We start from the raw sequence: 14,522 nt of genomic DNA, 5'->3' as shown, positions 1-14,522 counted from the left end.
ACGATGGAGGAGAACCGAAGTCCGAAGCATGTGGTTATTATTGGGGGCGGGATCACGGGATTGAGCGCCGCTTATTATTTAAAGCAAAGCATCGAGACATCCGCTGCACCGTTGAAAATTACCATCATGGAAAAGGGCGATTCGTTCGGGGGCAAAATTCAAACGCTGAAGCGTGACGGATTCGTCATTGAGAAGGGGCCGGATTCGTTTCTGGCCCGCAAGCTTCCGATGGTCGAGCTGACCCGCGAATTAGGCTTAGAGGATCAATTGACCGGCATGAACCCGGACTCCCGGAAAACGTATATTTTGTCCGGTGGCAAGCTGCACCGGATGCCTCCCGGCCTGATGCTCGGCATACCGACCCAAATGGGTCCGTTCATGCGTACGGGACTGTTGTCATTGAGAGGCAAGCTCAGGGCTGCGATGGATTTAGTGCTGCCGAAGCGGACATCGCCCGAGGACGAATCGCTGGGGCATTTCTTGGAGCGCAGACTGGGTGTAGAAGTGCTCGGTCAGATCGCCGAGCCGCTGCTGGCGGGCATTTATGCCGGCAATACGTACAATTTGAGCTTGCGGGCGACCTTCCCGCAATTTCATGCGATTGAGCAGAAGCATCGCAGCTTGATCCTCGGTATGATGAAGAACCGCAAGACAGGCGGCGAAGAAAGCCGAACGCTTCCCGAGGTGGCGCGCAACACGATGTTTCTTTCCTATAAGGAAGGGCTTGAAACGATCGTTCATGGCTTAATCGATGCGCTCGACAACGTACGGTTCGTCAAGCAGTGCGGGGTGGCCCGGATCGAGCGGACCGACGACGGATACCGCGTCATCCGCGAAGACGATTCGGTAGAGGAAGCGGACGGGGTTATCGTCGCGCTGCCGGCTCACGGCATCTCCAAGCTGCTCGGCTCATCGGTCCCGGAGGTCAAGGAGCTGGACCGGATCGAATACGTGTCGGTCGCCAACGTAATTCTCGCTTTTGACGAGAAAGAGCTCGGGCGCGAGCTCGACGGTTCGGGCTTCCTCGTCCCGAGACGGGAAGGGCGATTCATTACCGCATGTACGTGGACGTCCAAAAAGTGGCTGCACACCGCGCCGAGCGGCAAAGTGCTGCTGCGCTGCTATATTGGGCGCTCCGGCGACGAGCGTTGGCAGCATATGTCGGAGGATGAGATCATCCGCGCGGTACGGCACGATTTGAAGGAAGTTATGGGGATTTCGGCGGAGCCTTTGTTTACGGAAATGACGAAGCTGATGCATTCCATGCCTCAGTATCCGGTAGGTCATCTGGACCTTGTTCGCGGGGTACGGCAGCGTTTGGCGGACAAAATGCCGGGCGTGCTTATTACCGGAGGCGCGTTTCATGGCGTCGGACTGCCGGACTGCATTCGTCAAGGCAAGGAAGCGGCCAAGGAAATGGCGGAGCGGCTGCAGTTATCCTCAAAATAGGTTAGGAGTGGAATGGATGAACGATCAGCGAAAACGTTCCGATGCGCGTTCGGCGCGGGCGTTCGAGGAAGCGAAGCAAGTGATTCCGGGCGGAGTCAACAGTCCGGTTCGCGCGTTTAAATCGGTTGGCTTGACTCCTTTGTATATGCATAAAGGGAGCGGCTCGCACGTCTTCGATATCGACGGCAACGAATTTATCGATTACATTGGCTCATGGGGCCCGCTCATTATGGGACATGCCCACCCGGAGGTCGTCGAAGCGATAAAACGGACCGCAGAGCTCGGTACGAGCTTCGGCGCGCCGACGGAGCTGGAAACTGAGATGGCGAAGCTGGTTATCGAAAGAATGCCTTCCATTGAGCTCGTGCGGATGGTCAGCTCCGGGACAGAAGCGACAATGAGCGCGCTCAGGCTTGCCCGCGGCTATACGGGAAGGAGCAAAATCCTGAAGTTCGAAGGATGCTACCACGGCCATGCGGACTCGCTGCTGATCAAAGCGGGTTCCGGGGTTGCCACCCTTGGACTGCCGGATAGCCCCGGCGTACCTGAAAGCGTAGCGGCCAACACGATTACGGTTCCGTACAACGATCTGGATTCGGTACGTACGGCTTTTGAACATTTCGGCGAAGACATTGCCGCCGTTATTGTGGAGCCGGTCGCCGGAAATATGGGCGTCGTGCCGCCGCTTCCCGGTTTCTTGGAAGGATTGCGGGAGATCACGTCTTCCTACGGTAGTTTGCTGATCTTTGACGAGGTCATGACCGGCTTCCGCGTAGGCTTGAACAGTGCGCAAGGACGGTTTGGTATTACGCCGGATCTTACCTGTCTGGGTAAAGTGATCGGCGGGGGGCTGCCGGTTGGGGCGTACGGAGGCAAACGGGAGATCATGGAGCGGATTGCCCCGTCAGGCCCGATTTATCAGGCTGGAACGTTATCCGGTAACCCGCTGGCGATGGCTGCGGGGTATGCGACGCTTAAGCTGCTGGGAGCACCCGGCGTTTATGAAGAGCTGGAACGCAAGTCCGCCCGTCTGGAAGCAGGAATGCTTCAAAATGCCCGGGAGCTGGGCGTTCCGATCACGATCAACCGGATTGGTTCTATGGTTTGCCCGTTCTTTACCGATCAACAGGTGACCAATTACGAAACCGCCAAACAATCGGATTTGAGCAAGTTCAACCGGTATTTTGGCTTGCTGCTCGACTACGGCGTCAGCATTCCGCCTTCCCAGTTCGAAGGCATGTTCGTTTCGGTGGCGCACTCCGACGAAGATATCGAGACGACGATTGAGGCGCATTACCAAGCGCTCAAGCAGTTATAATGTAAAAACGGACGGCACGTCCACTCCCGAAGGAGGGGAACGTGCCGTCCGTTTGTTTTGTTGCTACAGATTTATTTAAATGATCATGGTGTTTTGGCCGGCGGTTCAGCTGTACCCGAACCCGATTGGTCCGGCGTTTGCGTTTGATGTTGCTGGCGGGTTGGCGTTGCATCCGGTGCATTCGTCTCAGCCGATTTCTCGGTCGTCTCGGCCGGTGTGCCGCTTCCAGTTCCTGGAGCCGAAGTTCCGGCAGGGGAACTCGGGACGGTTCCCGTAGAACCGTTTCTGCTTCCTCCCGCCGCCGACCCGCTGCCCGTGCCCGTCGGCGACGTATTGCCCTGTCCGCCGGACGGCTTGTCTGGATCTGCCGTTTCCGTATCTGACCCGGTGCTTCCTGTGCCGGGAACACCAGGCTTTTTGGTACCCGGCTCCTTGGTTGCATTGCCGCCGGGTTTCGCGCTCTCGCCTTTTTCCGTACTTGTCTCGCTCTTTTCATTCGTTTCCGGTTTATTTGCAGCAGGCTTGTTTGTTTCCGGCCTTGTTTCGGTTTTCGTCTTTGTCTTTTCCGTATCCGTCTTGGTAGCCGGTGTCGGATTTTGCTGCTGCTTGCCCCGCTTTTCAGCCTGCTCGCGCAGGAAGTCGGGGTGGTCGTAAGAGCCGCCCGCATCGATCTTGTCGATGCCGTCCCAGACGTGGTCCGCTTGCACCGACGTCGGGTCGTCGTAGACAAGGAATGCGTTAGGCAATCTGCGCTCGCCGTAACGGCTCGATGGCTTGGTAAGCAGTTCCCCGTCGACAACGAGCTCGGACGAAGCGCCTCCATCCAGGTTGCCTGCATTGACGCAGCCTTCTTCCAACAGAAGGTCCTGCACTTCCTTGAGCGTCGCGCCTACGCTGTGCGCCTGCCGTCCGTCGATGACGATGAATATGACGGTGCCGTCCGCTTTTTGTCCGACTGCCGTTCGGGGTCCGCGGCCCCAGCCGCCGTCGCCGCTTGTGATCAGCGGCTTGCCGTTGGCGATCAGACGCGGATGGAACGAGACGGCATCCGAGATGCCCATTTCACGCAGTTCGATAATATTGTATTTTCCGACGACGAGAATTCCATCCTTCGTAAAGCCGACGATGTGCTGCGGAATGCTGCCATCCTGATCCGTATAAATGACCTCGCCCCCGGAGATAATGGCGCCGAACGCCGCAAAGCCGTTCCCGAGACCTTCCGGATCGTCGAAACCGCCGCCATTGACGCCGGCCACGGCCCCTGTCCGCTGTACCATCGCGGTGATTCTTTCACCTTCTCCGGACTTGGGAGGCGTCATGACACGGATCGTCTTGGGATCAAAGACGTACATTTTTTTACCTACCCAAAACTTTCCCGAAATATCTTCGACCTTAATCAGCTCATCGATGGAACGGGCTTTCGCCTGATGATTGCGAATTTTGATCAAGCTGCTGTCCTGCTTTTCCCTTGCGGCTTCCTCGTTGAAGTCCTGCAATCGCTTGACCATCAAATCCCGCTGCTCCGCACCGACGAAAATCCATGCCCAACTCCGGTGCTGCGTCGTAATGACCGTTTCCGCGAGCCATTCCCTGATCTTGCCTCCCGGCGGGGTCAGAAATAAAAAGCTAGCTGTCAAAAAAGTCAGCACCGTGAAATAAAACAGCGCTTTTTTCCAACTACTCCATTGTCGTATTTTTCGCAGAGTACTGCTCAATGTTTTAACCTCTCCCATGCGTAAATTAAGGCATCTCGTGTCGAATTTTTTTTATTTTTTCCTATGCTATTCTATCATATGAAAAGAAGATATAACAACATTCACTAGAATGTAAGATCCGGCGGAAGTGGCATTGTAACCGCTTTGCGTTCGCCGCGAAGGATTGATAGAATGACCATAAGCTATACATTTGGAGGAAACGCTCATGTTAAATCGGTACAGTCTGTTCGGTACCACGCTCGAATTGATCGTTGTGGCGGGCGTGTTTTTCATTTTGTTTGCAGGAATCGTTCTGACGGCATGGCTGCAATGGGGACGCCGGAAGAAACGGGTGGCATCCGAAGCGGGCCAATCCGAGAGGCGGCTGCCATGACCGCATGGCGTCGCAAAGGCCAGTGGCTGGAATGGACGGCGAGCGCCGAGCCTTCGACTTTAGAGGAAGTGAAGGCGTTTCTGCCGGATGCGATCGACGAGCGGACGGTGAAGAAGCTCTGGAGCGCCTCGGGCGTCGAAATCCAGGGACGCCGCATTTTGCTGCGGCTGTTCCCCGAGGAACCGCTGCAATATATGCCGGAATGGACGGGGATAGAAGTACTGTTCGAAGACGACTTTTGCCTCGTGGCGGATAAGCCGGCCGGGATGAAAGTGCATCCGACCGGGGAATCGGAGGGCGGAACGCTGCTCCATGCGGTTGGCTGGCATCTGGAGTCGATGGGACAGTCATGCCGGCCCCGGCACATTCACCGGCTTGACGAAGATACGACCGGTCCGGTGCTGATGGCCAAGTGTCCATGGGCGCAGGTCCGATTGGACGAAGCAATGCGGGAGAAAAAAGTCGAGCGGACCTATGTGGCCCTGGTGCACGGGCGTCTCTCTCCGAACCGAGGCCGTGTGGATGCGCCCATCGGCAGGGACCGGCATCACGCGACGCGCCGGCGCGTTTCTCCCGGAGGCGAGCGGGCCGTTACCCATTACGAGGTGGTGGAGTCTTATCGTTCCGCGACGCTTGTGCGGCTCAGGCTCGAAACCGGACGGACGCATCAAATCCGCGTTCATCTAAGCCATCTGGGGCATCCGCTGATCGGTGACACGCTGTATGGCGGACGGCGCGAGGGCATGGAGAGACAGGCGCTGCACGGCGAGCGGCTGATGTTTCCCCACCCGTGGAGCGGCGAAAGCATCGAAGTGCAGTCCCCGTGGCCCCCGGACTTTACTGCGCTCAATGAGCGATTGAAAAAATAGTAGTCATGCTCCTTCCCCTGAAGCCATATAAATTGTAGAGACGAAGGCATAGGGCCATCTTTCTTTTTATGGTTATATCAGAATTTCGAACTCGCCGGAGCCGATGCGGGATTCTGTGGAAAAGGCAGGAATTACGGAGGGAGGATTTACATTGACGACGCAGCATAACGGATTACGCTTCGACATTTACGAGCGCGTGCATTTGTCCGAAGGGGCGATCGGCATTCAAGACTTGGAAGGAGTGGAGCTTGTTCCCCATATTCAGGTCATTCCGCAAGGGGACCAAGCCCTGCTTCGCGGCAATCTGTTTTTGATCGGGACCTTTATCGATGAGTTGGGCCGCAGCGATCAGACGTTGGAGCATCTGATACCGGTAGAGATTACGCTGCCGATGAACCGGGTTCAACGGATGGAGGATATCGCCGTCGAAATCGAAAACTTTGACGTCGATCTGCTGTCATCCCGCAGCTTGAACATTACGGGAGTGCTGTCGCTCGCCGGTCTGGAGCTCGTGTCGGATGCGGACCAGGAGGCTTGGCGGGAAATGGAAAACGAAGTGGTGTTCGTTCACGAAGCCCGCGACCCGCATACGGTTACTCTTGCGCAGACGAAGGATGAGGCATTCGGGGACGTTTCCGGCTTTTTCAATTCGGCGGACCAAGCTTCGGCTGAAACGGAATCTTGGGAGCTGCGAAGCGAGAAGGTGGAGCCGACGAGCAAGTTGCCTGCAGGGCCGCAGGCGCAGAGCGTCCCGCAGCCTGCGCCGAACGTGTTTCAAGCGGCACAACAAAACGTCCCGCAGCCTGCGCCCAACATGTTTCAAGCGGCACAACAAAACGTCCCGCAGCCTGCGCCGAACGTGTTTCAAGCGGCCCAGCAGAACGTGCCGCAGCCTGCGCCGAATGTAAATCCAGCTCCGCTGTCTGTCCAAGAGGCGGCGAAGGGTCCGGAGACTTTCAAGCCGCAGGAAGCGCAAAAGTCGAAAGAAGCCCCGACCGCCAAATCCTTCGGTGATCTTAAACCGACCGCGGCGCCGGATAAAGATCTGAAGGTAGGCGTCGGCGGCAAAAAAACGCCCGAGCCGCCTACGGCTCCCGCACCGCTTTACAAGTCGTTCGGGCTGTCCAATTTGTTTAACCTCGGCTCTTCCCAAAAGGAAAAGCGCGATCCGGAAGAAACGTTTGGGGAAGAATCGGAGTCCGTGGCGGAGAAGGTAGAATGGAAAAACCTGCTGCTCACTTCCAACGGCGAAGAGCAGGGATTCAAAAGGCTCCGGCTGTGCATCGTGCAAAAGGAAGAGACACTGGAGTCCATTGCTAAGCGCTACGATCTGAACCCTCGCGAAATCGCGCTTTATAACCGCCTCGGAGATCATGAAGTATCCGAAGGGCAGATCGTGTATATCCCGAAATGAAGCTTTTTTTACAAAAATCCCCTCGACCGAGCCGAAACAGGCTTGACCCGGGGGGTTTTTGGTTATACTTGTATTGACTCTGTCCTGACTATTGTTTATCATAGTACGCATAGATGCAAGCAAAAACGCGGAAAGGGAATAGTAGACAGCGAACCCTTCAGAGAGCGGAGCCGGCAAGAGCTGGAAGGTTCCGCAGGACGTACCTGTCGAAGTCGCCCCGGAGTTGTCGAATTGAAAGCGGAAGCTCTAGATTCGGCCGGTCACAGCCGTTATCTGTTCAAGTGCCGCACGGATGAAGGGAAGCCTCCAGCTTCTCGGAGCACGGGCGGAATAAAGGTGGTACCACGGAAGCGAGAGCCTTTCGTCCTTTGCGGCGGAAGGCTTTTATTTGTTTGTCACCAGTTCTCCGATGGTACGGTAAAGCTGAAAACTAAAAAAAACCACAATTATGTGTACTTGGAGGTTGCAGTGTATGGAAGAAACCAAACAAGCGGCGCCGGAAACGGCTATGCCGACAACCTACGATCCGAAGGAAGCCGAGAAAAAGTGGTACGACTACTGGCTCAAGGGACAATACTTTAAAGCGGGGCAGCGTCAGGATGCGAAGCCATACACGATGGTTATCCCGCCGCCGAACGTTACCGGTATGCTGCATATCGGCCATGCGCTAGATTTTACGCTCCAGGATATTATGGCGCGGACCAAACGGATGCAGGGCTACGACGCCCTGTGGCTGCCTGGCTCCGACCATGCGGGCATCGCGACGCAGACGAAGGTGGAGCAAAAGCTACGCGAGGAAGGCGTGACGAGGTACGATCTCGGCCGCGAGAAGTTTTTGGAAAAGGTATGGGAGTGGAAGGAACATTACGCCGGGACGATCCACGAGCAGTGGGCCAAAATGGGCTTCTCGCTCGATTATTCCCGCGAACGGTTCACGCTGGACGAAGGGCTGTCCAAGGCGGTCCGCGAAGTGTTCGTCCGTTTGTACGAAAAAGGGCTGATCTACCGAGGCAAATATATCATTAACTGGGACCCGGCCGCCCGCACGGCGCTTTCCGACATCGAAGTCGAATACAAAGAGGTGCAGGGCGCGCTGTATCATTTGAAATATCCGGTGAAGGACAGCGATGAATTCATCGTTGTGGCGACCACCCGTCCAGAAACGATGCTCGGGGATACGGCCGTCGCAGTCCATCCCGAGGATGAGCGCTACAAGCACCTGATCGGCAAAACGCTTGTGCTTCCGATCATCGGCCGCGAAATTTCGATCGTCGGCGATGAATATGTCGAGAAGGATTTCGGCAGCGGCGCGGTCAAAATTACTCCAGCGCACGACCCGAACGACTTCGAGGTGGGCAGACGCCACGATCTTCCGCAGGTGCTTGTGATGGACGAATCCGGCAAAATGAATGAAAATGCCGGCAAGTATCAGGGCATGGACCGCTTCGACTGCCGCAAGCAGATTGTGGCGGATATGAAGGAGCATGGCGTGCTGATCAAAATCGAGGAACACGTGCATCAGGTCGGCCACAGCGAGCGCAGCGGCGCAGTCGTGGAGCCGTATTTGTCCACGCAATGGTTCGTTAAAATGAAGCCGCTCGCCGAACGCGCGATCGAAGCACAGAAATCCGGCCAAGGCGCGAACTTCGTACCGGACCGCTTTGAAAAAACTTATTTACATTGGATCGAAAACATTCGCGACTGGTGCATTTCCCGTCAGTTGTGGTGGGGACACCGTATTCCGGCCTGGTACTGCGGCGATTGCGGCGAAATGATCGTCTCCCGCGAGGACGCTTCCGTATGTCTGCATTGCGGCGGCTCGCATCTGACCCAGGACAACGACGTGCTGGATACCTGGTTCAGCTCCGCGCTGTGGCCGTTCTCCACGCTCGGCTGGCCGGAGCAGACGGAAGATTTGAAGCGTTATTACCCGACCGATCTTCTCGTGACGGGCTACGATATCATTTATTTCTGGGTAGCGCGGATGATTTTCAGCGGACTCGAATACACGGATCAAATTCCGTTCAAAGACGTGCTGATTCACGGGCTCGTCCGCGATGCGGAAGGCCGCAAAATGTCCAAGTCGCTCGGCAACGGAGTCGATCCGCTTGAAGTGATCGAAAAGTACGGCGCCGACGCCATGCGGTTCATGATTTCGACCGGTTCCACGCCGGGACAGGATCTCCGCTTCCGCTGGGAAAAAGTCGAGCAGGCGCGCAACTTTGCCAATAAAATTTGGAACGCATCGCGCTTCGTCCTGATGAACCTGGGCGATTTCAAAGCGTCGGATATCGATCTGAGCGGTGAGCTTGGTACGGCCGACCGTTGGATTTTGCACCGCTTGAACGAAACCGTCCGCGAAGTGACCCGACTGATCGATGCGTATGAATTCGGCGAAACCGGACGACTGTTGTACAATTTCATTTGGGACGATCTGTGCGATTGGTACATCGAATTCAGCAAGCTGTCCTTGTACGGCAGCGACGAAGCGGCGAAGAAAACGACGAAATCCGTTCTGGCCTACGTGCTGGACCGCACGCAGCGCTTGATTCACCCGTTCATGCCGTTTATCAGCGAGGAAATCTGGCAGCATCTGCCGCATGAAGGCGAGACGATTACGCTCGCTGCCTGGCCGACCTTTGAGACGCGCTTTGAAGCGGCGGACGCGGTGCGCGAGATGGAGCTGCTGATGGACATCATCCGGACGGTGCGCAATATTCGTGCGGAAGTGAACGTGCCGATGAGCAAAAAGGTCGAGCTGCTCGTGAAGCCGGCCGGTGAAGAGGCGCTGGCTATTCTGAAGCGCAACGAAGAATATGTGCGGCGTTTCTGCAACACGTCCGCGCTTTCCATCGAGCTTGAGCTCGCAACGCCGGACAAAGCGATGACAGGCATCGTAACCGGGGCGGAGCTGTTCTTACCGCTTGCAGGGCTGATCGACATTTCCCAAGAAATAGCGCGGCTGGAAAAAGAGCTTGCTACGCTGCACGGTGAAGTGGACCGGATCGAGAAGAAGCTGGCCAACCAAGGCTTCGTTGCCAAAGCGCCGGCCAAAGTCATCGACGAGGAGAAAGCCAAGCTCGCCGATTATGCGGACAAACGGGATAAAGTGTCGGCCCGGCTGGCCGAACTGAGAGGATGAGGCATCATGAGCGAAGCACAGCTAAGCGTTAACGAAGGGCCGTTCCGGACGGCCCGGGAAGCGATCGACTGGGTTGTCCGGTTTATTCCTTTGGCGGGAATCAAGCCGGGGCTGGAACGGATGGAGCGGCTCATGGAGCTGCTCGACCATCCTCACCGGCGTCTCAAGTTTATTCATGTCGCCGGTACGAACGGCAAGGGTTCGGTTTGCGCCTATTTGACTGAAGTCATCCGCGCATGCGGCTACGACGTCGGGACGTTTACTTCTCCTTACATTGAAAGCTACAATGAGCGCATTCGTCTCAATGGGGTCAATATCCCGGATGAAGACCTCCTGAAGGTGATCAATAAAGTCAAGCCGCTCGTCGATCAGGTTGCGGAGGAGTTTGGGCAGCCGTCGATGTTCGAGATCTCGACCGTGGTTGCGATCGAGTATTTTGCCCGCACCGCTTATCCCGACTTTGTCGTCTGGGAAACGGGGCTCGGCGGACGGTTGGATTCGACGAATATCGTGACGCCGCTTGTCTCCGTCATTACGAATATCGGTCATGACCATATGGAGTTTCTTGGCGATACGCTGGAGAAAATCGCGGCCGAGAAAGCGGCCATTATTAAGGCAGGCGTCCCGGTCGTCAGCGCGGTGGAGCAGCCGGAGGTCGTTCGGGTCGTCGAGGAAGCGGCGAAAGCCAAGAATAGTACGCTTTATTTGCTGGACCGGGAGTTCCGTTATGAAACGATCTCAACCAAAGAAAACGAGCAGACGTTTCGGTTTACCGACACGTTCCGGGACCTTCCGGACGTCGCCATCTCCATGAACGGCCCGCACCAGTTGAAAAACGCGGCGGTGGCGCTCATGACGCTTGAGGTGCTGCGGCAATATTATGCGCTGATCGTGGAAGACGAGGATTTGCTTCGCGCCATGAAAGCGACGCAGTGGCCGGGGCGGCTGGAGATGGTATCGCAGGAACCGCGCATTTTGATCGACGGCGCGCACAACCCCGAGGGGGCCGAGTCGCTTGCCGCTGCGCTGAAGGGAACATATTCGTACAATAGGCTCCATTTTATGATGGGAATGTTGACGAACAAGAATCATACGGGCTATTTGAGGCATATACTACCAATAGTGGATACGCTTATCCTAACCGAGCCGAATTGGCTGAAAAAGACCGCTGCCGAGGATCTGGCCGGACTTGCCAAATCGCTTCTGGCGGAGTGCGGGAGGCACGACGTAGAAGTGATCGTGGAACCCGACTGGAAGACGGGGCTGGAGAAGCTTAAACGCTTGACGACACAGGACGACCTGGCTGTCGTCTCCGGCACGTTATATCTAATAGGGGACGTCCGTTCCTGGATCAAGCATCAATCCGATTCTGAAAAAGGCTGGTGAACGCAGGCGTGAATACATCGGAGCATATCCATTTTATCGGCATCGGCGGGTACGGCATGAGTGCCATTGCCAAGGTGATGCTGGAAATGGGTTACCAAGTTTCGGGATCTGATTTGGCGCAGCAGGAGCTGACAGAGAAGCTTGCGGCCAAAGGGGCGCAAGTGTTCATCGGGCACAAGGCGCAAAATGTGAAAGGCGCGGACGTCGTCGTGTATTCCACGGCTTTGGCCAAGGATAATGTCGAAATGGTGGCGGCGGAGGAACTGAACATTCCGATTCTGCACCGTTCACAAATGCTGGCGAGACTGATGAGCGCCAAAAAAGGCATCGCGGTTGCGGGCGCGCACGGAAAGACGACCACGTCGTCGATGATTGCGCTCGTACTTGAGCGCTGCGGCTCGGACCCGACCTTCATTATCGGCGGGGAAATTATGAACGTGGGAAGCAACGCCAAGGCGGGCAAAGGCGATTGGGTCGTCGCGGAAGCGGACGAGAGCGACGGTTCGTTTTTGCAGTACCAGCCTGCCATCGCCTTGGTAAACAATATTGAAGCGGATCATCTGGAAAACTACGACGGCAATTTTGAAAATTTGAAAAAAGCCTATGCGCAATATTTGAGTCAGGTGAAAGAGGACGGCAAGGCCGTCGTTTGCTTGGACGACCAATACTTGAAAGAGATGATCTCCAGCGTGAATAGCGAGGTCCTCACGTATGCGATTGAAACGGAAGCGGATTTTACGGCTCGGAACATCGTTCTTGGCGACCGTAAAGTATCGTTCGATGTCATGCGCGGCGCCGAGACGCTCGGAACGATTCATCTGTCCGTACCAGGCAAGCACAACGTCTACAATGCGCTCGCTACGCTGATTACTTGCATGGAAGCGGGGCTATCCTTCGACCGGATCGCGGAAGCGATTACCGAGTTTCGGGGGGCCAAGCGGCGTTTCCAGGTGCTCGGAGAAGTCGACGATATTTTGGTGATCGACGACTATGCGCACCATCCGACCGAAATCGAAGCGACGATCCAAGCGGCGAAGGCGACCGGCAAACGGATTGTCGCCGTATTTCAGCCTCAGCGGTACACGAGGACGTACTTTTTGTTCGAGCAGTTCAGCCGCGCGTTTCCCGAGGCGGACGAAGTGATCATTACCGACATCTATTCGCCGGCGGGCGAGAAGCAGATTGAAGGCATCGATTCGGCGAGGCTCGTCGAGCTGATTCGTCAGAACAGCAATGCCAACGTGCGCTATGTCCCGACCAAGGAGCAGGTGCAGACCTATTTGCTGAAGTCGGTGCGCCCCGGAGATTTGGTGATTACGATGGGCGCAGGAGACATATGGAAAGCGGCGGCCGGTCTTGCCGAGGCATTGACGGAACGCTTGGCTTAGCAGTAGGAAACGAAAACCCCCGGAACGCCGTTCAAGCGGCGAAGCTGGGGTTTTTTTGCATGGGACCGCGAATTGGCTGTCTGCGTTGACTGCGGTTCTATTTGCGGACCGATTCTCATAGTCTAGTAATACGAATATGGACAAGGGAGAGTTGGCGCAATGAACAAGACCAAGATGACGTTTCGTTTCCACAAGGACGGGCAGCGGCAAGAACGGCAGGATACGGGGAGCGGGTCGCAGGTCATCCCCCTTCGAGCGGAAGAATATACCGTCGTGGAGCAACCGGCTGACGAAAGCCGCAAGGAGTCGGACAAGCCGCCGGTAGAGAACGGAAAAATAAGAGGATCGATGTGGACCGGACCTGCGCTTAACGAATACACGACCGATTTTGGCGGTTGGCAGAGCTCTTTTGAGACTGAGACGCACCGCGTGGAACAATTGATTCGCGAATCGGGCGGCGGCCGGTCGTTCGATCCGGAAACGGGTTACGTCGAGCGGCCGGTTTCGACCAGCGGCATGGAGCGAACGCACCGGCCTTATACACAGGAGGAATCGGCCTATTTCAGGAGAACCCACGGCAACGGCTCTTGGATTCGCATTACCGCTTCCGTCGCCGGTGCGGTGGTGACGGGCGTCGCCTTCGGTTTTTTAGTCTTGTCGATGTTTTCGGGCGGTACGGACTCCGGCAAAACAACGTCTCCAGGCAGCATGACAACAGCCCAACAGGGGACGAAGGGAGCCGGGGCCGGCGGGACGGCTTCCACAGGGGAGACGACCGGTAAAACGGGCGCTGAGGGTTCGGCAGCCCCGGCGAGCGGTTCTGCGATCGGCGTGGCGGTGCAGATCCCGGCGAAATCGTATGCCGTTCTGCAAGGCGGGGTATTCAGCAGCGCGCAAGGAGCGGAGGCCGCGGCTGCGGATTTTCGCAAGAAAGGACTGGCAGGAGCGGTAGATGAGGGTGACAAGCACCCCGTCTATGTGGGAATGGCCGGAACCCGGGACGAAGCCCTGGGGTTGTCGCAAGCCTATCAGCAAAAAAACATCGAGGTGATTGTCAAAACACTCGATTTGCCAGCGGTGACGAAAATCAAATGGAACGGCAAGCAAGCCGATGTGTTTTCCAATTATATTGCGCAAGGGGATAAGCTCGTGAAGCTCATCGCGGCACAAACGATCAGTCATGCGGCCGACGCCAAACCGGAAGCGCTTGACGATAAGGTGCTGCAGTCGATCAAGACGACGCATCAAAGCTGGTCCCAGACGGCTGCCACCGTCAGTGATGGTCTGGGCGAAGCCGGGAAGAAGGCACTGCCCAAGATGAACAATTCCTTGAATACGGCCGTGGCATCATTTGAGGAATACAAGAAGAACCCTTCTCAGGCCTTCCTGTGGCAGGCGCAAACGGCTGCCATGCAGTACATCGTGGCGGAGAAGGAATTGCTCAAGGCGGTCGCGCTTTCTTAACCGG

10 protein-coding genes and 1 other annotated feature are annotated in these 14,522 nt (G+C 56.3%); of the genes, 9 read left to right on the top strand and 1 reads right to left on the bottom strand.

The annotated features are described in order from the left end of the window. The first annotated feature begins 3 nt into the window (after positions 1-3). Both hemG and hemL read left to right on the top strand, forming a co-directional pair. Entirely contained in the window at positions 4-1,449 is a 1,446-nt protein-coding gene (gene hemG / locus BLO51_RS07860; protein WP_090669392.1) for a protoporphyrinogen oxidase, read from the top strand. 16 nt (positions 1,450-1,465) lie between these two features. Next, positions 1,466-2,767, top strand: coding sequence for a glutamate-1-semialdehyde 2,1-aminomutase (gene hemL / locus BLO51_RS07855; RefSeq protein WP_090669389.1), 1,302 nt, complete (start codon positions 1,466-1,468; stop codon positions 2,765-2,767). Positions 2,768-2,850: 83 nt separating this feature from the next. Here hemL and BLO51_RS07850 read toward each other — a convergent pair whose 3' ends face one another. After that, complete coding sequence (locus tag BLO51_RS07850) at positions 2,851-4,482, bottom strand: phosphodiester glycosidase family protein (protein WP_245719576.1); 1,632 nt, start codon at positions 4,480-4,482, stop codon at positions 2,851-2,853. A 205-nt stretch (positions 4,483-4,687) separates the two neighbouring features. On the opposite strand from BLO51_RS07850, the gene BLO51_RS29160 reads away from it, so the two are divergent. The 7 genes from BLO51_RS29160 to BLO51_RS07820 all read left to right on the top strand — a co-directional run bounded on the left by BLO51_RS29160 (position 4,688) and on the right by BLO51_RS07820 (position 14,518). Then, positions 4,688-4,855, top strand: a complete 168-nt coding sequence (locus tag BLO51_RS29160; RefSeq protein WP_167670133.1) for a hypothetical protein — start codon at positions 4,688-4,690, stop codon at positions 4,853-4,855. Continuing rightward, the gene (locus BLO51_RS07845) at positions 4,852-5,724 is read left to right on the top strand and encodes an RluA family pseudouridine synthase (RefSeq protein ID WP_090669385.1); all 873 of its coding nucleotides are present in this window, start codon (positions 4,852-4,854) and stop codon (positions 5,722-5,724) included. The genes BLO51_RS29160 and BLO51_RS07845 overlap by 4 nt, the downstream gene beginning before the upstream one ends. Before the next feature lie 115 nt (positions 5,725-5,839). Continuing rightward, positions 5,840-7,138, top strand: a complete 1,299-nt coding sequence (locus BLO51_RS07840) for a LysM peptidoglycan-binding domain-containing protein (RefSeq protein ID WP_245719575.1) — start codon at positions 5,840-5,842, stop codon at positions 7,136-7,138. A gap of 119 nt (positions 7,139-7,257) precedes the next feature. After that, positions 7,258-7,510: a binding site (T-box leader), on the top strand. A 100-nt stretch (positions 7,511-7,610) separates the two neighbouring features. After that, entirely contained in the window at positions 7,611-10,280 is a 2,670-nt protein-coding gene (locus tag BLO51_RS07835; RefSeq protein ID WP_090669378.1) for a valine--tRNA ligase, read from the top strand. Positions 10,281-10,286: 6 nt separating this feature from the next. Continuing rightward, positions 10,287-11,666, top strand: a complete 1,380-nt coding sequence (locus BLO51_RS07830) for a bifunctional folylpolyglutamate synthase/dihydrofolate synthase (protein WP_090669376.1) — start codon at positions 10,287-10,289, stop codon at positions 11,664-11,666. 8 nt (positions 11,667-11,674) lie between these two features. Next, positions 11,675-13,054 carry a UDP-N-acetylmuramate--L-alanine ligase gene (gene murC, locus BLO51_RS07825; protein ID WP_090669373.1) on the top strand — a complete coding sequence of 460 codons (1,380 nt, stop codon included), beginning with the start codon at positions 11,675-11,677 and terminating at the stop codon, positions 13,052-13,054. 159 nt (positions 13,055-13,213) lie between these two features. Further along, a complete protein-coding gene (locus BLO51_RS07820; protein ID WP_090669370.1) occupies positions 13,214-14,518 on the top strand; it encodes a hypothetical protein in 1,305 nt (434 codons plus the stop codon). Positions 14,519-14,522 lie beyond the last annotated feature (4 nt).

Source organism: Paenibacillus tianmuensis, from assembly GCF_900100345.1.
In the GTDB taxonomy this organism is placed as follows: domain Bacteria; phylum Bacillota; class Bacilli; order Paenibacillales; family NBRC-103111; genus Paenibacillus_G; species Paenibacillus_G tianmuensis.
The sequence above is the reverse complement of the archived record's forward strand: the minus strand, read 5'-3'. Positions and strand labels throughout refer to the sequence as shown.

What these genes read in the sequence shown, in the direction of transcription:
- BLO51_RS07830 (WP_090669376.1), top strand. Translation starts at nt 10,287, where the DNA reads ATGAGCGAAGCACAGCTAAGCGTTAACGAAGGGCCGTTCCGGACGGCC.
- hemG (WP_090669392.1), top strand. Translation starts at nt 4, where the DNA reads ATGGAGGAGAACCGAAGTCCGAAGCATGTGGTTATTATTGGGGGCGGG.
- BLO51_RS07845 (WP_090669385.1), top strand. Translation starts at nt 4,852, where the DNA reads ATGACCGCATGGCGTCGCAAAGGCCAGTGGCTGGAATGGACGGCGAGC.
- hemL (WP_090669389.1), top strand. Translation starts at nt 1,466, where the DNA reads ATGAACGATCAGCGAAAACGTTCCGATGCGCGTTCGGCGCGGGCGTTC.
- BLO51_RS29160 (WP_167670133.1), top strand. Translation starts at nt 4,688, where the DNA reads ATGTTAAATCGGTACAGTCTGTTCGGTACCACGCTCGAATTGATCGTT.
- BLO51_RS07835 (WP_090669378.1), top strand. Translation starts at nt 7,611, where the DNA reads ATGGAAGAAACCAAACAAGCGGCGCCGGAAACGGCTATGCCGACAACC.
- BLO51_RS07820 (WP_090669370.1), top strand. Translation starts at nt 13,214, where the DNA reads ATGAACAAGACCAAGATGACGTTTCGTTTCCACAAGGACGGGCAGCGG.